We start from the raw sequence: 18,135 nt of genomic DNA on the forward strand, positions 1-18,135 counted from the left end.
CACCGGGCATGCGGATCAACCGTCGCCAGTTGCTGCGGGCGGTGGGTGTCGGCGGCGCGCTGGCGCTCGCGCCCCGGTTCGCGGTCGCCGAGCCCTCGGTCGGAGCGGACCCGGTGGCGCGCGTCTACTACGAGGTGCTGTCGCGCCACACGCGGTGGGCCGAGCAGCAGTACGACCCGGTGGCGGGCCGGTACCGGCGGACGGACTTCGGGTTCGCCGTCGTGCTCGGCAACGCGGTCCTGCTGACCCGGGGCGACTACGACGCCGAGAGCACCGGCGTGGCGAAGTCGGTGCTGCACGCGCACACCGTCGACACGATCCGGCACTTCGCCGCGAGCAACGTGCTGGCGGGCGGCTCGGAGTGGGGCAGGACGTTGTTCTGGGACACCACGTTCCAGTCGTACTTCGTGCTGGCCGCCCGGCTGCTCTGGGCCGACCTCGACCCGGCGACGCGGTCCGCCGTCGACGCGATCGCCCGCGGTCAGGCCGCCTACACCGCCGGACTGGGCACGGCGGACGACCCGCGTTCTGGCGGGTGGACGCCGAACGGCCTGGCCGGCGGGCACCGGGGCGACACGAAGCTGGAGGAGATGGGCGTCTACGCCCAGGCGCTCGCGCCGGGGCTGGCCTGGGCGGCCGACGATCCGGGCGCGGGCGCGTGGCGGGCGGCGTTCGGCCGGTGGAGCCGCAACGAGGCCGGGCTGCCGGCCGCCGACCTGGCCAACCCGACGCCGGTGGACGGCGTGCCGGTATCGGCGAACACCGCCGCGAACCTCTACGACACGTTCATCGTGGAGAACCACGGCTCCTACGGCCCGCACTACCAGGAGGAGCTGTGGCGCACGTCCGGCCGCAACGCGGTGCACTTCCTGCTGGCCGGCGTGCCGCTGCCGGAGGTGCTGACCGCGCAGCCCAACGGTGAGCGCCTGTGGCGCACGATCCTGGCCACGATGAGCGACGCGGGCGAGCCGCTGATGCCGATGGTGGATGACCGGGAGCACCTCTACGGCCGGGACGTGATCCCGTTGGCGTTCCGGTCGCAGGTGCTGGGCGACCGGTTGGCGGCGCGTGCGGAGGCGGCGCTGGCCGCGCGCCTGGCCGCGTACCAGGCGTACCCGCCGGTGCACCGGCTGGCGAAGTTCTCCGGTGAGGCGAAGTACGAGCCGGAGGCGCGGGCGGAGCTCGCGATCAGCTACCTGCTGCACGAGTGGCGTGGCCGCACCGGGCCGGTGGTGGAGCCGGTGTCGGAGGAGGAGTTCTTCTCGTCGGCCGCCGCCGTGACGGACTACGGCGTCGAGCCCGGTCTGGTGGCGCACCAGTCGGCGCGGGCGTGGGCGGGGACGGTGACCAAGCCGGGGTTCGTGAAGTTCGCCTGGCAGCCGGGGCACGACGACTGGTTGTTCGTGGTCAGCGGCGACACCCCGATGTTCGTCCCGTCGACGTCACTGGTCGTGCGCGGGCGTTCGGTCGTGGTGTACGAGCGGGTTCGCGACGGGTTCGACGGCACGGCGAGCCTGCTGTCGTTCGCGGGCGGCCACGTCGGCACGGCCACCCTGCCGACCGGGACCGTCGTGTACGCGACGTCGGGGTTGGCGGCCGGCGAGGGCCGGGTGGACGTGCACAACCTGACCATGCCCGGCGTGCCCGGTCTCGACGGTTCGCGCACGTACACGGCGGCCGAAGGCGTGGTCACGGTGGCATCCGCCGACGCACGCGTCCTGCCTCCCGGTGTCGCCCGGGTCGACGACGTCGTGTTCGGTCCGGTCACGGCGCGGCACGTGCGCGTGGTCGGCGTGTCGCCCCACCCGACTTACGGGTACTCGCTGTTCACGCTGGAGGTTCGGGCTGCGGACGGGCCGGACCTCGCGCGTGGCCGGCTCACGACGGCGTCGTCCTGGGACACCGGCCGTGAGCCCGCGTCGGCCACGGACGGCAGCCGCACCTCGCGGTGGGCGGTGTCGCGGGCGGACCGGGGCCGCGCCGACAGCTGGTTGGCGGTGGACCTCGGCGGCCCGGTGACCGTCGACCGGGTGCGACTGGAGTGGGAAGCGGCGGCCGGGCGGGCGTACCGGGTCGAGACGTCACCGGACGGCGTCACGTGGTCGACGGCTGCCGAGTACCCCCGGCCGGACCTGCGCAGCACCGGCGGCTGGCTCGACGTGGACGGCCGCGCGGGGTTCGTCGTGCACGGCTCGCCGAACCCGATCACGGTCTCCGGCGACACCGCGGTGCTGTCCGACGGACCCGCCGCCGCCATGGTGGTCGAGGGGTACGCCGGTCCGGCCGACCTGCCGGGCCTGGCCGCCTCACCGCCCCCGACGTGCTCCTCCCCCGCCGTCCGCGCCAGTGCCGCCGACGGGTTCCTCAGCCTGTTCAACCTCTCCGACGCGCCGGTGAGCGGCACGGTCTCCGTGCACCGGGGCGGTGGCGCCGTGCGGCTCTACCTCGGCCGGCAGGTCGTGACGGCGACCGGCACCGACTACGAGCTGCGGGTGGAGGCCGCGACAGCCCGCGTCGAGCCACCCCGGTTCACGCTGGAAGGGGACGTGCCGGTCGGCGTCGTCGCGGTCGTGCACCACGGCGCGGAGGTCACCCTGACCGGCGCGGGGCGGGTCGCCCGGTTGACCCTCGTGTCCGCGGACGGCCGTCGCGTGCCGGTCACCCTGCCGCCCGGCGTGCGGCGGGACGTGACGCTGCCGCACACGCGCCCGTACCCGCTCGACGACCTGGCCCTGGGCCGCACGACGTTCCCGACCTCTCCGCTGCCGCCGGGCATGACGTCGCCGTCCGCCGCCGTGGACGACGACCCCGGCACCGCGTGGACGCCCGGACCGGCGGGTCGGATGGTGGTCGACCTCGGCGCGGACCGGCCGATCGCGCAGGTGGACCTGACGTGGACCGCCGGCCCGGTGCCCGAGTGCACGATCAGCACCAGCGCGGACGGCCGGACCTACGGGCCGCCGACCACCGCGCCCCGGCGTCGTCGTGCCGGGCTGGACCTCGACGTCACGGCCCGGTACGTCGCCGTGTCGACACCCGACTGGCGTCCGGGCCAGGCCGCGCTCACCGCCCTCGCGGTCCGGTCCGCTCGCCGGGAGGCCGCGGGCGGGACGGGGACGTAGGCTCTCCGAACGTGAGTGACACTTCGGCATCCGCGACGGACCAGGGCAATCCCGAGCACGAGCGGGGTGGCACGTACTCGGTCAAGGGGAAGGAGTACACCCGCGACACGCGGTACGTCACGACGCGCATCACGGCGGACGGGCGCGACGGCTACCCGGTCGAGGCCGGGCGCTACCGGCTGGTGGCGGCGCGGGCGTGCCCCTGGGCCAACCGGTCGATCATCGTGCGGCGGCTGCTCGGGCTGGAGGACGTCCTCTCGCTCGGGCTGCCCGGACCCACGCACGACGAGCGGTCGTGGACGTTCGACCTCGACCCGGGCGGGCGGGACCCCGTGCTGGGCATCGAGCGGTTGCAGGAGGCGTACTTCAAGCTGGACCCCGAGTACCCGCGCGGCATCACCGTGCCCGCGATCGTCGACACGACGACCGGCGCGGTGGTGACCAACGACTTCGCGCAGATCACGCTGGACCTGTCCACCGAGTGGCGCGAGCACCACCGCGACGGCGCGCCGGACCTGCTGCCGCCACGGCACCTCGACGAGGTCGAGGCCGTCAACCAGCGGGTGTTCACCGAGGTCAACAACGGCGTGTACCGGTGCGGGTTCGCGGGCACGCAGCAGGCGTACGACGACGCGTACGACCGGCTGTGGACCGCGCTGGACTGGTTGGAGGAGCGGCTGAGCGGGCAGCGGTACCTCGTCGGCGACACGATCACCGAGGCCGACGTGCGGCTGTTCACCACGCTGGTGCGGTTCGACCCGGTCTACCACGGGCACTTCAAGTGCAACCGGAACAAGCTGGCCGAGATGCCGGCGCTGTGGGCGTACGCGCGTGACCTGTTCCAGACGCCCGGGTTCGGCGACACGGTCGACTTCACGCAGATCAAGCAGCACTACTACCTGGTGCACAAGGACATCAACCCGAACGGGATCGTGCCCAAGGGGCCGGACCTGTCGGGCTGGGTCACGCCGCACGGGCGGGAAGCGCTGGGCGGGCGGCCGTTCGGCGACGGCACGCCGCCCGGTCCGGTGCGTGACGGCGAACGGGTGAACCCGGCGCACACGCCGTTGCGGTGAAGCGGGCCGGGGGACCCGCTCCCCCGGCTGCGCCCCGCACGACCCGAACGTGGAACTCGGGGGGCCTGAGCGTTCGACTCACCCGACCTGAGCGTTCGACTCGCGGGACCTGAGCGTTCGACTCACGAGGCCTGGGCGTTCGGCGGGCGGGGTGGGCAGGTGCTCTCGCGCACGACGAGTTCCGTGGCGAGGTCTATGCGCTCGTTCGGCGGGCGCTCCCCGCGAGCCAGGCTGAACACCATCTGCGCCGCCGTGGTCGCCATCTCGCGCAACGGCTGCCGCACCGTGGTCAGCTGAGGCCCTATCCACTCGGTGACCGACAGATCGTCGTAGCCGACGATCGACAGGTCGTCCGGAATGGACAGACCCAGCTCGCGCGCCGCCCGCATCACACCGAGCGCCTGGAAGTCCGACCCCGCGAAGATCGCGGTCGGCCGGTCGGGACGGCTCAGCAGCGCCATCCCGTGGCTGTACCCGCCCTGCACGTAGAAGTCGCCGTACCGCACGAAATCGGGGTCAACGACGACATCCGCGTCCTCCAGCGCGCTGCGGTACCCGTCGACCCGCGCCCGACTGCACAACATGGTGGTGGGGCCGGAGATCACCGCGATCCGGCGGTGGCCCAGCGCGAGCAGGTGCCGGGTCGCGGCCAGGCCGCCCGCCCAGTTCGCCGACCCCACGGTCGGCACGCCCGGCGGCGGCTCGCCGGCGGTGTCCACGAACACGAACGGGATGTTGCGCGTGGTGAGCTGACGGCGCTGCTCCGCGTCGAGCCCGGCCAGCACCAGGATCACGCCGAGCGGACGGCGGGCCAGCAGGTCGTCGAACCACTCGCGGCGCGGCCGGTGCTCGCCGCCCAGCTCCGACAGCACCACGGCGGCGCGCTCGTTGGCCGCGGCCAGCTCCACCCCGCGGATGATCTCCGTCGACCACGCCGAGTGCATCTCGTGGAACACCAGGTCGATCAGCGCGGGCCGGGACGACTGCCGTGCTCGTCGTCGGCGGTACCGGTGCTGCTCGATGATGCTCTCCACGCGGGCGCGCGTGTCCGGTGCCACGTCCGGCCGTCCGTTGAGGACCTTCGAGACGGTCGGGATCGACACGCCCGCCTCGGCGGCGATCGAGGAGATCGACGCCGCGCCCTTCACCGTCTTCTCCGGCACCGCGCCGGCGGCGTCCCGATCGGTCGACGAACTCATGCTGCCCCCTGTCCGCGCCGCGGTCCGCGCCCCGCACACCGGATCTAAAGTTTCGACGGCCGAGCGTAAAGGTTCGACCTTCCGATCACCAGCATGACAGTTCCGAACGGTTGAATGGCGACGGGAGCGGTCCAGTAAATCCGCCCTGTTCATACCTGTGAACTGCGAAGACACAGGACGGATACGGACTGTTGACGTCTTGCGGAGATCCTCCTACGGTCTCCCCACCGGATCGGCATGTCGGAAAGTACTTCGATAGTTTCGGTCTTCACGCGGATGTGAGCGGGGGTACCTGGTCGATGATGAACAGGACGACGGAGGTCGCGACGACGCCGGTGGGCGACGCCGTCCCGACTGCCGCCGACCAGCCGAACGCGGTGTGGCGGGACGTCTCACTGCCCGCCGCCGAACGGGTCGACGCGCTCATCGCCGCGATGACGCTCGAGGAGAAGCTCGCGCAGCTCGTCGGCGTCTGGGTCGGCGCGGACCCCTCCGGCGCCGGCGTGGCACCGCACCAGCACGACATGACGAGCGAGCCCGTGGTCTGGGCGGAGGTCATCTCCGCCGGTCTCGGCCAGCTCACCCGCCCGTTCGGCACCCGGCCGGTCGACCCGGTCGCCGGCGCCCGGTCCCTGGCCGCGTCGCAGCGCGAGGTGGCCGAAGCCAACCGGTTCGGCATCCCGGCCCTGGTGCACGAGGAGTGCCTCACCGGCTTCGCCGCGTGGCAGGCCACCGCCTTCCCCGCGCCGCCCGCCTGGGGCGCGTCCTTCCACCCGGAGCTCGTGGCCGAGATGTCCGGCCTGATCGGCCGCTCGATGCGCGCGGCGGGCGTGCACCAGGGGCTGGCGCCGGTCCTGGACGTCACCCGCGACTACCGCTGGGGCCGCACCGAGGAGACCATCGGCGAGGACCCGTACCTCGTCGGCACCGTCGGCACCGCGTACGTGCGGGGTCTGGAGCAGGCCGGGATCGTGGCCACGCTCAAGCACTTCGCCGGCTACTCCGCCTCCCGCGCCGGGCGCAACCTCGCACCCGTGGCCATCGGACCCCGCGAGTTCGCCGACGTGATCCTGCCGCCGTTCGAGATGGCCGTGCGCGACGGCGGCGTGCGGTCGGTCATGCAGTCCTACACCGAGATCGACGGCGTGCCGTCCGCCGCCGACGCCGGTCTGCTCACCACGCTGCTGCGCGACACGTGGGGCTTCGACGGCACGGTGGTCGCCGACTACTTCGCGGTCAAGTTCCTGGAGACCCTGCACGGCGTCGCCGAGGACGAGGCGCACGCCGCCGGGCTGGCCCTCGCGGCGGGCGTGGACGTCGAGCTGCCGACCGTGCGCTGCTACGGGAAACCGCTGCGCGACGCGGTCGAGCGCGGCGACGTGGACGAAGCCCTGGTCGACCGGGCGTTGCGCCGGGTGCTGCGCCAGAAGGTCGAACTGGGCCTGCTCGACCCGGACTGGACACCGCTGCCGGCGGGCGTCGACGAGCTGCGGCTGGACTCGCCGGAGGCGCAGGACGTCACGCTGCGGCTCGCGCGCGAGTCGCTGGTCCTGCTCGCCAACGACGGCGTGCTGCCGCTGCGGCCCGACGTGCGGCTGGCCGTGGTCGGCCCGCTCGCGGACGACCCGATGGCTATGCTGGGCTGCTACTCCTTCCCCGCGCACATCGGCGTGCACCACCCGGACGCCGGGCTGGGCCTGGAGATCCCGACCGTGCTCTCGTCGCTGCGCGACGCCGTGGGCGGCGACATCACCCACGCGAAGGGCTGCGAGGTGTCCGCCGAACCCGACGCCGACGACATCGCGGCGGCCGTCGCCGCGGCACGGGACGCGGACGTGTGCGTGGTCGCCGTGGGCGACCTGGCGGGGCTGTTCGGGCGGGGCACGTCGGGCGAGGGGTGCGACGCGACCGACCTGGACCTGCCCGGCGCGCAGGCCGACCTGGTCCGCGCGGTCCAGGCCACCGGCACGCCGGTCGTGCTGCTGCTCGTCACCGGCCGCCCGTACGCGATCGGCGACCTGGCCGACGGCTCCGCGGCGGTCGTGCAGGCGTTCTTCCCCGGCCAGCTCGGCGGCCGGGCCATCGCCGACGTGCTGACCGGCGCGGTGTCGCCGTCGGGCCGGCTGCCGCTCGGCATCCCCGGCGACCCCTCCGGCCAGCCGGGCACCTACCTGTCCGCACCGCTGGGGCGGCGCACCGAAGTGTCCAACGTGGACCCGACGCACGTCTTCCCGTTCGGCCACGGCCTGGGCTACGACGCGTTCACCTGGTCGCCCGTCCGCCTGGTCCCCGGCGACCGGCCGTGGACCACCGACGGCGACGTGGAGCTGGAACTGGACGTCCGCAACCCCGGCACGCGCGCCGGCGCGGACGTGGTGCAGCTCTACCTGCACGACCCCGTCGCGCAGGTGACCCGCCCGGTCGTGCGGCTGATCGGCTACGCCCGGGTGGAGCTGGCCGGCGGCGCGTCGGCGCGCGTGACGTTCCGCGTGCCGGCCGACGCCACGTCGTTCACCGGCCTCGGCGGGCGGCGCGTGGTCGAACCGGGCGCGGTGCAGCTGCGCGTGTCCCGGTCGAGCGCGGACGTGCACGAAGCGGTGGACCTCGAACTCGGCGGCCCGCTGCGCGAAGTCGACCACACGCGGCAGTGGCTCACCGCCGTGTCGGTCACCCACGAGGAGGTGGAGCGAGCATGACCACCCAGATCAGCGAACCGCCGGCCGACACCGCGCCGGACCGGCCCGGGAAACCGCCGAAGGCGGCCAAGGCGCCGCAGTACAAGACCACGTGGCGCAAGGCGTTCAAGCGCGACTGGCAGCTCTACACGCTCGTCATCGTCCCGCTGCTGTTCTTCCTCGTCTTCCGGTACGCGCCGATGCTCGGCAACGTCATCGCGTTCCGCAAGTTCGTGCCGGGCGGCAGCATCTACGGCGAGACGTGGGTCGGCCTGCGGTACGTCAAGATGTTCATCAACGACCCGAACTTCTGGGAGGTCTTCGGCAACACGATGGCGCTCGGCGCGCTGTCGCTGGTGTTCACCTTCCCGTTGCCGATCGTGCTGGCGCTGCTGCTCAACGAGGTCCGCTCGCGGTACTTCAAGCGGTTCGTGCAGACGGTGTCCTACCTGCCGCACTTCCTGTCGATCGTGATCGTGGCCGGCATGGTGATGCAGCTGGTGTCGCTGGAGGGCACGGTCAACCAGATCGTGCGGGCCTTCGGCGGCGAGGCGGTGTCCTACATCCAGGACCCGAGCTGGTTCCGCACGATCTACGTCTCGTCCGAGGTGTGGCAGACCGTCGGCTGGGGCACGATCCTCTACCTGGCCGCGCTGACCACGATCGACGCGCAGCTCTACGAGGCGGCCCGGATCGACGGCGCGAACCGCTGGCAGCAGACCTGGCACGTGACGCTGCCCGGGATCCGGCCGACGATGATCACGCTGCTGATCCTCAACATCGGCACGTTCATGGCGGTCGGGTTCGAGAAGGTCCTGCTGCTCTACAACCCGCTCACCTACCCCACCGCGGACGTCGTCTCGACCTACCTCTACCGGGTCGGACTGGTGTCCAACAACTTCAGCTACGCCGCCGCCATCGGCCTGTTCGAGTCGATCATCGGCCTGACGCTGATCCTGTCCGCCAACGCGATCTCGCGCCGCACAGTGGGGACGAGCCTGTGGTGACCACCGACCCCTCGCACGTCCTGGAGCGGCTGGACAAGCCCGCGGGCGCGCGCCGCACGTCGCTGGACGACTCCCCCGGCTACCGGGTGTTCCGCGTGGTCAACGCGATCGTGCTGCTCGGCGTGGTCGCGGTGACGCTGTACCCGTTCGTCAACATCGTGGCGCAGTCGTTCAGCAGCGAGGTCTACATCCGCACCGGCCAGGTCAACCTGGTGCCGCGCGGGTTCAACCTCGACACGTACAAGCTGGTGGCGTCCGACCCGGCGTTCTGGAACAGCTACCTCAACACCGTCATCTACACCGTGACGGCGACCGCGATCTCGATCGTGCTCACCACGGTCTACGCGTACGTGCTGTCCAAGCACCGGCTCAAGGGCCGGGGCCTGCTCGTCGGCATCGCCGTGTTCACCATGTTCTTCAACGGCGGCCTGATCCCGAACTACGTGCTGGTGAACGGCCTCGGGATGACCAACACGATCTGGGCGATCGTGCTGCCGAACGCGATCAGCGTGTTCAACCTGCTGGTGATGAAGGCGTTCTTCGAGAGCCTGCCGGCGGAGCTGGAGGAGGCCGCCGCGATCGACGGCCTCAACACCTACGGCATCCTGCTGCGCATCGTGCTGCCGCTGTCGAAGGCCGTGCTCGCCACCATGATCCTGTTCTACGCGGTGGCGAACTGGAACTCCTGGTTCCAGGCTTTCCTCTACCTCGACCGGGCGGACCTGTTCCCGGTCACCGTGTACCTGCGGAACATGATCGCCGGCGCCACCTCGGCGACGTCGGTCGGCGCCATCGAGTCCAACGCGGTGGCCATCTCCGCGAACATCAAAGCCGTGACGATGGTGCTCACCGTGCTGCCCATCATCACCGTCTACCCCTTCATCCAGCGCTACTTCGTGTCGGGCGTGATGCTCGGCGCGGTCAAGCAGTAGTGCGTCCGCTCCAGTTGACGACGGCGTCAATCACCTGAGGAGACAGCACGATGAGAACCAAGTGGAAGCGCACGCTTCTGACTGCCGTCGCCGGCAGCCTCGTGGTCGGTCTGGCCGCGTGCAGCGAGGAGGGCGCGGACACCGGCAGCGGGGTCGACCTCGACGGCAAGAAGACCGCGTCGATGGCCGACTACAAGGCGGGCGCGCAGTTCAAGGCCACCGAGCCGCTCGACGTGAGCCTGCTGTTCCTGGACCAGTCGCACTACCCGCTCAAGGAGGACTGGCTGCTCTGGAAGGAGATCAGCCAGCGCACCAACATCACGATCAAGCCGACGGTCGTCCCCTACAGCGACTACGACCAGAAGCGCGGTCTGCTGATCAGCTCGGGTGACGCGCCGACGATCATCTCCAAGACCTACCCGGGCCAGGAGGAGCCGTTCGTCTCCTCCGGCGCGATCCTCCCGGTGAGCGACTACATCGACCTGATGCCGAACTTCAAGGACAAGGTCGAGAAGTGGAAGCTCCAGCCGGAGCTGAACACGCTGCGCCAGGAGGACGGCAAGTTCTACGTGCTGCCCGGCCTGCACGAGAAGGTCCAGCAGGACTACACGCTGGCGTTCCGCACCGACGAGCTCCAGCGCCTCAACCTCCAGACGCCGAAGAACTGGGACGACGTCTACAAGGTCCTCAAGGCCATCAAGGCCGCGCACCCCGACGTCTACCCGCTGTCGGACCGGTTCGAGGGCAAGTCGATCCTCAACATCGCGGCCCAGACGTTCGGCGCGCAGGCCGGGTGGGGCTACGTCAAGAACTCCATCTGGAACGAGGACAAGAAGCAGTTCGAGTTCGCCGGCGCCACGCCCGAGTACAAGCAGCTGATCGAGTTCTTCAGCAAGCTCGTCAAGGAAGGGCTGATGGACCCGGAGAGCTTCACCCAGAAGGACGACGCGGCGATCCAGAAGTTCGCCAGCGGCAAGTCGTACGCGATCAGCAGCAACGCGCAGAACATCATCAACGACTACCGGCCGAACGTCTCCAAGATCCCCGGCGCGACCGTGGCCAAGATCCCCGTGCCCGCGGGCCCGAAGGGTGACGTGCTGCGCGGTTCCCGGCTGGAGAACGGCCTGATGGTGTCGGCGAAGCTGGCCGAGAGCGACAAGTTCGTCGCCACCATGCAGTTCATCGACTGGCTGTGGTACGCCGACGAGGCCCAGGAGTTCACGAAGTGGGGCGTCAAGGGGACGACCTACGACAAGGACGCCTCGGGCAAGCGGGCCCTCAAGCCCGAGGTCGCGTTCGGCGGCATCAACGTCGGCGCGCCGAAGAACCTCCAGCGCGACTTCGGCTTCCAGGGCGGTGTGTTCAGCTACGGCGGCGCCACCGAGCTGGTCCAGTCGATGTACACCGACGAGGAGCTCGCCTTCCAGAAGACGCTGGCGGACAAGAAGCAGCTCCCGCTCGCCCCGCCCGCGCCGCTCAACGAGGAGGAGCGCGAGCGGGCGGGCCTGTGGGAGACGCCGCTCAAGGACCTCGTCACGCAGTCCACGCTGCAGTTCATCCTCGGCCAGCGCGACCTCTCGACGTGGGACGCCTACGTCAAGGAGCTCGAGGCCAAGGGCATGAACGACTACATCGAGCTGGTGAACAACGCGCACAAGCGCTACAAGGAGAAGAACGGCTGAGTCGGGCGGGTCGCCGGGAGGTCGGTCGAGCCCGACCTCCCGGCGGTCGACGAGCGTGATCGCCGGGAACCGGGTCGCGGGCGACCGACGCGGCCCGGAGACCGTGGCACTGGAGGGCAGTTGAACCGCATCACCGTCCCGGGCGAGCCGATCGGCCGCCTGTCCGAGTCGTGGCGCCACTGCGTGGGCACCGGCCGGCTCAACCTCGCGCTGCGCGCCGACTACCAGGAGTCCCTGGCCCGCGTGCAGCGCGACATCGGCTTCCGCCACATCCGCGGCCACGGCCTGCTGTCCGACGACATGGGCGTGCACCGCCGCTCGAACGACGGGGTGACCCGGTACTCGTTCACCTACGTCGACCAGGTCTTCGACCGGTTCCTGGAGCTGGGCATCCGGCCGTTCGTCGAGCTGGGGTTCATGCCCACCGCGCTCGCCTCGGGCGACGACACCGTGTTCTGGTGGAAGGGCAACATCACCCCGCCGAGGGACTGGGACGAGTGGGCCGCCCTGGTGCGCGCCGTCGTGCGCCACCTGGTCGACCGCTACGGCCCGGCCGAGGTGCGCACCTGGCCGATCGAGGTGTGGAACGAGCCGAACCTGGTCAACTTCTGGAAGGACGCCGACCAGGAAGCCTACTTCCGCCTCTACGAGGTCACCGCGCGGACCATCAAGGACGTCGACGCCGGGCTCCAGGTGGGCGGCCCGGCGATCTCCCCCGGCTCGGACGAGTGGTGGGAGCCGTTCGCCCAGTTCGTCGCCCGCCGCGACGTGCCGGTCGACTTCGTCAGCAGGCACGCCTACACGTCCGGCCCGGCGCAGCACGTGCCGTTCGGCACCTACCAGACGCTGACCGACCCGCGGCACCTGCTGGACCAGTTCGACGCGCCCCGCAAGCACCTGGCGGGCACCGCGCTGGCCGGGCTGCCGGTGCACATCACCGAGTTCAACAGCTCCTACCGGCCCGACAACCCGATCCACGACACCGCCTACCACGCCGCGTACCTGGCACCGGTGCTCACCGGCGGCACGGACCTGGTGGACTCGTACTCCTACTGGACGTTCTGCGACGTCTTCGAGGAGGAGAACGTGCCGACCTCGCTGTTCCACGGCGGGTTCGGCCTGCTGACGCACCGGCAGGTGCCCAAGCCGACCTACCACCTGTACGCGTTCATGGCCCGGATGGGCGCGCACGTGCTGGCCCGCGGCGCGGACCACCTGGTGTGCGCGACCGACGACGGCCGGGTCACCGCGCTGGCCTGGCAGCCGGTCGGCGGCACGGACGGCCCCGACGCGCCCGAGCGGCACGAGGTGCGGCTGTCGATCCCGATGACCGGACCGCGCGCGTTCGTCCGCCGGGAACGGGTCAACGAGCACGACGGCAACGCGTTCGGCGCGTGGCGCGAACTGGGCCGTCCCCGCTCACCCGACCCGCGCACGCTCGACGTGCTGCGCGACTGCGCCCGCCCGGCGGTGGAGCACCGGTCGGTCGAGGTCGTGGGCGGGCGGGTCGCGCTGGACCTGGCACTGGCCCGGCACGAGGTCACGTTCGTCGAGCTCGTCGGGGTGCGCGCCGAGGAGCACGAGGGGCTGGACGACCGGCGGCTGCTCGGCGCGTCCGACGACCGGCTCGTGGCGCCGCACGAGAGGCCGTGACCGTGGCCGCGCCACGACGGGGTGACCCCGCCGCCGAGATCGGGGCGGGCATCCTGTCGCGCATCGCGTCGGTCGTGTACTGGTTCGTCGTCATCGAGGCCATGATCGTGCTGACCACGGCCCCAGGGTTCCTCGCACTGCTGTTCCTGGACCGCAGCGCGGGCAACGCGCCGCTGATCGGGCTGTGCTTCGCCCCGGTCGGCCCGGCGCTGTCGGCCGCCGTCTACGCCTGGCGGGTGTTCCTGGCCGACCGGGACCTCTCCCCCGCCCGGCACTTCCGGCGCGGCTACCGGCTCAACTGGCTCGACGTGCTGCGCTGGTGGCTGCCCGCCCTCGCGGTGCTCACCGTGATCGGCTTCAGCCTGGCCAACCTGGAGCTCGCCGCCGTGCCCGCCGGGTACGGCCTCGTGCTGGTCGTCGTCGCCGTGGTCGTCCTCGTGTGGTCGACGCAGGCGCTGGTGCTGTCGTCCACGCTGTCCCTGCGCACCCGTGACACCGCACGCCTCGCGTCGTACTACCTGGCCGCACGGCCGGCGAGCGCGCTCGGTGCGTTCTCGCTGCTCATCGCGGCCGGCGGGCTCGTCGTGCTCAGCTCGGACTGGGTGCTCGCGCTGCTGGCCGCACCCTTCACCCTCCTCCTGCTGCGCAACGCCGAACCGGTGCTGCGCGACGCCACCGAAAGGTTCACCGCGTGACCCAGCGGATCGTGCCCCCGAGCACCGGTTACGGCGGCGACTACAACCCGGAGCAGTGGCCCCGGGAGGTCTGGGACGACGACTACGCCGCGTTCAAGCTCGCCGGCATCAACACGGTCACGGTGGGCGTGTTCGCGTGGGCCCACCTGGAACCCGCTGAGGCCCGCTACGACTTCTCCACGCTGGACGCGATCGTGGAACGCGCGACGGCCGAGGGCATGCGGATCGTGCTGGCCACCCCGAGCGGCGCGATGCCGCCGTGGCTGGCGCGCAAGTACCCGGACGTGTGCCGGGTCGACTTCGAGGGCCGGCGGCACGTCTACGGTCAGCGGCACAACGCCTGCCCCTCCTCGGCCGCCTTCCGCGGCGCGGCGGTCGGGCTGGCCCAGCGGCTGGCGCGGCGGTACGGGGACAACCCGGCGGTCGTGGCGTGGCACGTCGGCAACGAGTACGGCGGCGCGTGCTGGTGCCCGGCGTGCGGTGAGGCGTTCCGGGACTGGCTGCGCGAGCGGTACGGCGACCTCGACCGCCTCAACCACGCCTGGAACACCACGTTCTGGTCGCACACGTTCACCGAGTGGGCGGAGATCCAGCCGCCGAACGCGTTGTCCGAGCACTGGCGCGGGCCCGACCACACCGCGTTCCAGGGCATCACGCTGGACTACAAGCGGTTCATGTCCGACCAGCTGCTGGAAGGGTTCCTGGCGGAGAAGGCGGCCATCCGCGAGCACTCGCCGGACAAGCCCGTGACGACGAACATGATGGGCCTCTACCAGCCGATCGACTACCACCGCTGGGCACCCCACCTGGACTTCGCGTCGTGGGACAACTACCCGCCCGAGGACCGCTCCTCCACCCGCACGGCCGCGCGCATGGCGTTGGCGCACGGGCTGATGCGCGGCCTGCGCGACGGCGCCCCGTTCTGGGTGATGGAGCAGACCCCCTCGGTCACCGCTTCACGTGACGTGAACCCGGTCAAGCGCCCCGGCGTGCTGCGGCTGTGGTCGTGGCAGTCGGTCGCGCACGGCGCGGACGCGGTGCTGTACTTCCAGCTCCGGCAGTCCCGCGGCGCGTGCGAGAAGTACCACGGCGCCGTCCTCGACCACGCGGGCCGCACGGACACCCGCGTGTTCCGCGAGGTCGCCGAGGTGGGCGCCGACTTCGGCCGCGTCGGGGACGCGGTGCTGGGCGGACGCACCCCGGCGCGTGCCGCGCTGCTGGTCGACTGGGACAGCTGGTGGGCGGTCGAGATGTCCGACGGCCCCAACCGCAACGTGCGCTACCTGGACGTCCTCACCAGCTACCACCGCGCGCTGTGGCAGGCGAACGTCCCGCTCGACGTGGTGCCCGTGACCGCCGACCTGTCCGGCTACGACGTCGTCGTCGCGCCACTGCTGCACATGGTGAAGGGCGACCTGGCCGACCGCGTGACCGCGCTGGTGGAGCGGGGCGGCACGTTCATCACCACCGCGCTGTCCGGCCGCGTGGACGAGGACGACAACGCGTTCCCGACCGACGTGCCCGGACCGTTCGCGTCCCTGCTCGGTCTGCGGGTCGAGGAGACCGACGCCCGACAACCCGACGTGGTGAACCCCGTGGCGCTGTTCGGCGCGGAGTACGACGCCCGCCACGTGTTCGAGGTCGTCGTGCCGGACGACGCCGAGGTCCTGGGCACCTACGGCTCCGACTTCTACGCCGGCACCCCCGCCGTGACCAGGTCCACCCGGGGCCGCGGCCACGCCTGGTACGTCGCGACCCTGCTGGACGACCCGGGCGTGGCCGCCGTCGTGCGCTCGGCGTTGACCCACCACGACCTGCTGGGCCCCCTCGCCGACACCCCGGACGTCGAGGTGACCGAGCGCATCACCGACGACGGCACCCGCTACCTGTTCATCCTCAACCACGGGCCCGCCCGCACCGTCCCCGCCCCGGTCCCCGGCACCGACCTCCTGACCGACCGCCGACTGCACCCCGGCGAGCCCTTGGACCTCGCCCCAACCGCCGTCCTCGTGATCCGCTGCGATCGCGAACGGTGAACCCAGGGGTCCTGAACGCGGGACACGCGCGGCCGGGGGTCAGTGGATGGTGCGGCCGTGCGCGTCCGGCACCCCCGACTTGCGCCAGAAGTACGTGTTCACCTGGTCCCGCCACTCCGTCGCACACCGCAGCTGTTCCGCCAACAACCCGGCCACCCGCTCGAACACGTCGGCAGGCACGTGCCCCTCGACCTCCGCCCACGTCCCGACCATCCGCGCCACCTCGTCCCGCCCGGCGAAGTGGGTGTCGTAGATGTGCTGGACCACCGTCGTCCCGGAGTGCAGGACGTGCCCGTACGGCACGTGGTGGAAGAACAGCAGCAGCTCGTCCGGGCACGTCTCCAGCGACTCGTACACGTCCCGCCACGGGGCGGGGAACTGCCCGGTGAAACCCGTGCCCGTGGCCCGCGTCCGATCCACCCCGACCCCGTCCCGGTCGGCGAAGTGGTAGGTGCCCCAGGGCGAGTACTCGTAGCCGTCGACACTCGGCCCGTAGTGGTCACCCGGGTTCACCATGAAGCCGACCCCCAGCGGCGCGGTGTACCGCTCGTACGTCGCCCACGAGCCCGCCATCGCGTCGTGCAGCGCCTCCCGGATCGTCGTCCCCTCGCCGAACGTGAGCCCGATCCACTCGTCCAGCACGACCTCCGGCGGGACCCGCTCGTCCCACGCGAGCCGCCCGAACCCGAACAGGTTGGCCTGCGCCAACGGGTGCCCCGTCCAGAACGGGTCTTCACCGACGTTCGACACCGCGACCACCCCGCCCGCCGGCGCGGCGACCCGGCCCGCGGCGATGTCCGCGACCGTCGACCGGTCCCCGCCGTCACTGTCACCGTCACCGCCGCCCTCGCCCCAAGGCCGGAAGCCCAGCATCTCCCGCCACTGCGGCACCAGGTAGCACACGTGCTTCTGCTGCCCGGTGTACTCCTGCGTCACCTGCAACTCGACCGCGAGCCGCGTCCGCGGCATCGCCGCGATCACCGGCGACAACGGCTCGCGCACCTGGAAGTCCACCGGACCGGCCTTCACCTGCACCACCACGTTCGGGTCGAACGCGCCGTCCAGCGGGGCGAAGTGGTCGTACGCCGCGCGGGCGCGGTCCGTCGAGCGGTCCCGCCAGTCCTGCCGGTGGTTGTAGACGAACGCCCGCCAGAACACCGTCCCGCCGAACGGCGCGAGGGCGCGGGCCAGCGCGTTCGCCCCGTCGGCGTGGTCACGGCCGTAGGCGAACGGGCCGGGCTGGCCTTCCGAGTCGGCCTTGACGACGTACCCGCCGAAGTCCGGGATCGCCGCGTACACCCGCGCCGTCGTGCGCGCCCACCAGTCCAGCACGGCCGGGTCGAGCGGGTCGGCGGTGGGCAGGCCGCCGAGCGTGATCGGCGCGGCGAAGCTCACCGACAGGTGCACCCTGATGCCGTGCGGGCGGAACACCTCGGCCAGCCGCACCACCTCGGGCAGCAGGTCGGTCAGCAGCCTCGCCTCGGTGCGGTGCACGTTGACGTTGTTCAACCCGACCCGGTTGACGCCGATCGAGCCGAGCAGCCGCGCGTAGGCGCGCGCCCGGGACAGGTCGGCCCGGACCGCGCCGTCGGCGTAGAAGATCGAGCCGCCCGCGTACCCGCGTTCGACCTGCCCCATCACCGGGTGCACGTCGACGTTGTCCCAGTGGTCCAGCATCCGCACCGGCTGGCGCGGCGCGTGCCGCCGCGGCGGTGTCCCGCCCGTGAACGCGGACTCGCCCTGCCGCACCACGTGGTGGAAGCCGTACAGCAGCCCCGCTCCGTCGATCGCGCGGACCACCGTGGTCGTGCCCTCGCGACCCACCACGAACGCCTCGGGGTCGGTCTCCCCGTCATCGGGCGCGCAGACCAGCTCCAGGTCCACCGGACCGTCCTCGACCAGCGCACCACCGTGCTCGGCCGCCGCGGCCTCGACCTCGCCGCGCACCGTGGCGACGACCGGCCCTTCCCCGGTGACGCGGGTCCGCCGCGAGCCGATCGCCCGGAACGCGGAGGCGGGGAGCCAGGCGGGGTGCACGCCGATCATGAACAGGTTCCT

Annotated in this window: 11 protein-coding genes; 9 read left to right on the forward strand and 2 right to left on the reverse strand. The window is 71.7% G+C overall.

Annotation, left to right across the window (positions count from 1 at the left end; translation table 11 throughout):
- The first annotated feature begins 8 nt into the window (after positions 1–8).
- Both ACIQMJ_RS22090 and ACIQMJ_RS22095 read left to right on the forward strand, forming a co-directional pair.
- Complete coding sequence (locus tag ACIQMJ_RS22090) at positions 9–3,122, forward strand: discoidin domain-containing protein (RefSeq protein WP_499762877.1); 3,114 nt, start codon at positions 9–11, stop codon at positions 3,120–3,122.
- 128 nt (positions 3,123–3,250) lie between these two features.
- Positions 3,251–4,198, forward strand: a complete 948-nt coding sequence (locus ACIQMJ_RS22095; protein ID WP_499763072.1) for a glutathione S-transferase family protein — start codon at positions 3,251–3,253, stop codon at positions 4,196–4,198.
- 122 nt (positions 4,199–4,320) lie between these two features.
- On the opposite strand, the gene ACIQMJ_RS22100 is transcribed toward ACIQMJ_RS22095, so the two are convergent.
- Positions 4,321–5,397, reverse strand: a complete 1,077-nt coding sequence (locus ACIQMJ_RS22100; protein WP_499762878.1) for a LacI family DNA-binding transcriptional regulator — start codon at positions 5,395–5,397, stop codon at positions 4,321–4,323.
- 302 nt (positions 5,398–5,699) lie between these two features.
- Between ACIQMJ_RS22100 and ACIQMJ_RS22105 the strand changes: the two genes are divergently transcribed.
- The 7 genes from ACIQMJ_RS22105 (at position 5,700) to ACIQMJ_RS22135 (ending at position 16,077) form a co-directional block, all read left to right on the forward strand.
- Positions 5,700–8,093: a beta-xylosidase/alpha-l-arabinosidase gene (locus ACIQMJ_RS22105; RefSeq protein ID WP_499762879.1), complete on the forward strand. Its 2,394-nt coding sequence runs from the start codon at positions 5,700–5,702 to the stop codon at positions 8,091–8,093.
- Positions 8,090–9,079, forward strand: a complete 990-nt coding sequence (locus ACIQMJ_RS22110) for an ABC transporter permease (RefSeq protein WP_499762880.1) — start codon at positions 8,090–8,092, stop codon at positions 9,077–9,079. Before ACIQMJ_RS22105 ends, ACIQMJ_RS22110 begins: the two co-directional genes overlap by 4 nt.
- A complete protein-coding gene (locus ACIQMJ_RS22115; RefSeq protein WP_499762881.1) occupies positions 9,076–10,011 on the forward strand; it encodes a carbohydrate ABC transporter permease in 936 nt (311 codons plus the stop codon). The genes ACIQMJ_RS22110 and ACIQMJ_RS22115 overlap by 4 nt, the downstream gene beginning before the upstream one ends.
- Before the next feature lie 50 nt (positions 10,012–10,061).
- The gene (locus ACIQMJ_RS22120; protein WP_499762882.1) at positions 10,062–11,693 is read left to right on the forward strand and encodes an ABC transporter substrate-binding protein; all 1,632 of its coding nucleotides are present in this window, start codon (positions 10,062–10,064) and stop codon (positions 11,691–11,693) included.
- A 120-nt stretch (positions 11,694–11,813) separates the two neighbouring features.
- Positions 11,814–13,346, forward strand: a complete 1,533-nt coding sequence (locus ACIQMJ_RS22125; protein ID WP_499762883.1) for a GH39 family glycosyl hydrolase — start codon at positions 11,814–11,816, stop codon at positions 13,344–13,346.
- The gene (locus ACIQMJ_RS22130) at positions 13,343–14,041 is read left to right on the forward strand and encodes a DUF624 domain-containing protein (RefSeq protein WP_499762884.1); all 699 of its coding nucleotides are present in this window, start codon (positions 13,343–13,345) and stop codon (positions 14,039–14,041) included. Before ACIQMJ_RS22125 ends, ACIQMJ_RS22130 begins: the two co-directional genes overlap by 4 nt.
- Positions 14,038–16,077: a beta-galactosidase gene (locus tag ACIQMJ_RS22135; RefSeq protein ID WP_499762885.1), complete on the forward strand. Its 2,040-nt coding sequence runs from the start codon at positions 14,038–14,040 to the stop codon at positions 16,075–16,077. The genes ACIQMJ_RS22130 and ACIQMJ_RS22135 overlap by 4 nt, the downstream gene beginning before the upstream one ends.
- 39 nt (positions 16,078–16,116) lie before the next feature.
- Here ACIQMJ_RS22135 and ACIQMJ_RS22140 read toward each other — a convergent pair whose 3' ends face one another.
- Positions 16,117–18,123, reverse strand: coding sequence for an alpha-glucuronidase (locus tag ACIQMJ_RS22140; protein ID WP_499762886.1), 2,007 nt, complete (start codon positions 18,121–18,123; stop codon positions 16,117–16,119).
- Positions 18,124–18,135: the final 12 nt, after the last annotated feature.

Source organism: Actinosynnema sp. NPDC091369 (assembly GCF_044757065.1).
Classification (GTDB): Bacteria; Actinomycetota; Actinomycetes; order Mycobacteriales; family Pseudonocardiaceae; genus Actinosynnema.

Bases quoted from the DNA above. Each gene is read 5' to 3' on its own strand.
- ACIQMJ_RS22090 (WP_499762877.1), top strand. From the start codon at position 9: ATGCGGATCAACCGTCGCCAGTTGCTGCGGGCGGTGGGTGTCGGCGGC.
- ACIQMJ_RS22100 (WP_499762878.1), bottom strand. From the start codon at position 5,397: ATGAGTTCGTCGACCGATCGGGACGCCGCCGGCGCGGTGCCGGAGAAG.
- ACIQMJ_RS22105 (WP_499762879.1), top strand. From the start codon at position 5,700: ATGAACAGGACGACGGAGGTCGCGACGACGCCGGTGGGCGACGCCGTC.
- ACIQMJ_RS22110 (WP_499762880.1), top strand. From the start codon at position 8,090: ATGACCACCCAGATCAGCGAACCGCCGGCCGACACCGCGCCGGACCGG.
- ACIQMJ_RS22120 (WP_499762882.1), top strand. From the start codon at position 10,062: ATGAGAACCAAGTGGAAGCGCACGCTTCTGACTGCCGTCGCCGGCAGC.
- ACIQMJ_RS22140 (WP_499762886.1), bottom strand. From the start codon at position 18,123: ATGATCGGCGTGCACCCCGCCTGGCTCCCCGCCTCCGCGTTCCGGGCG.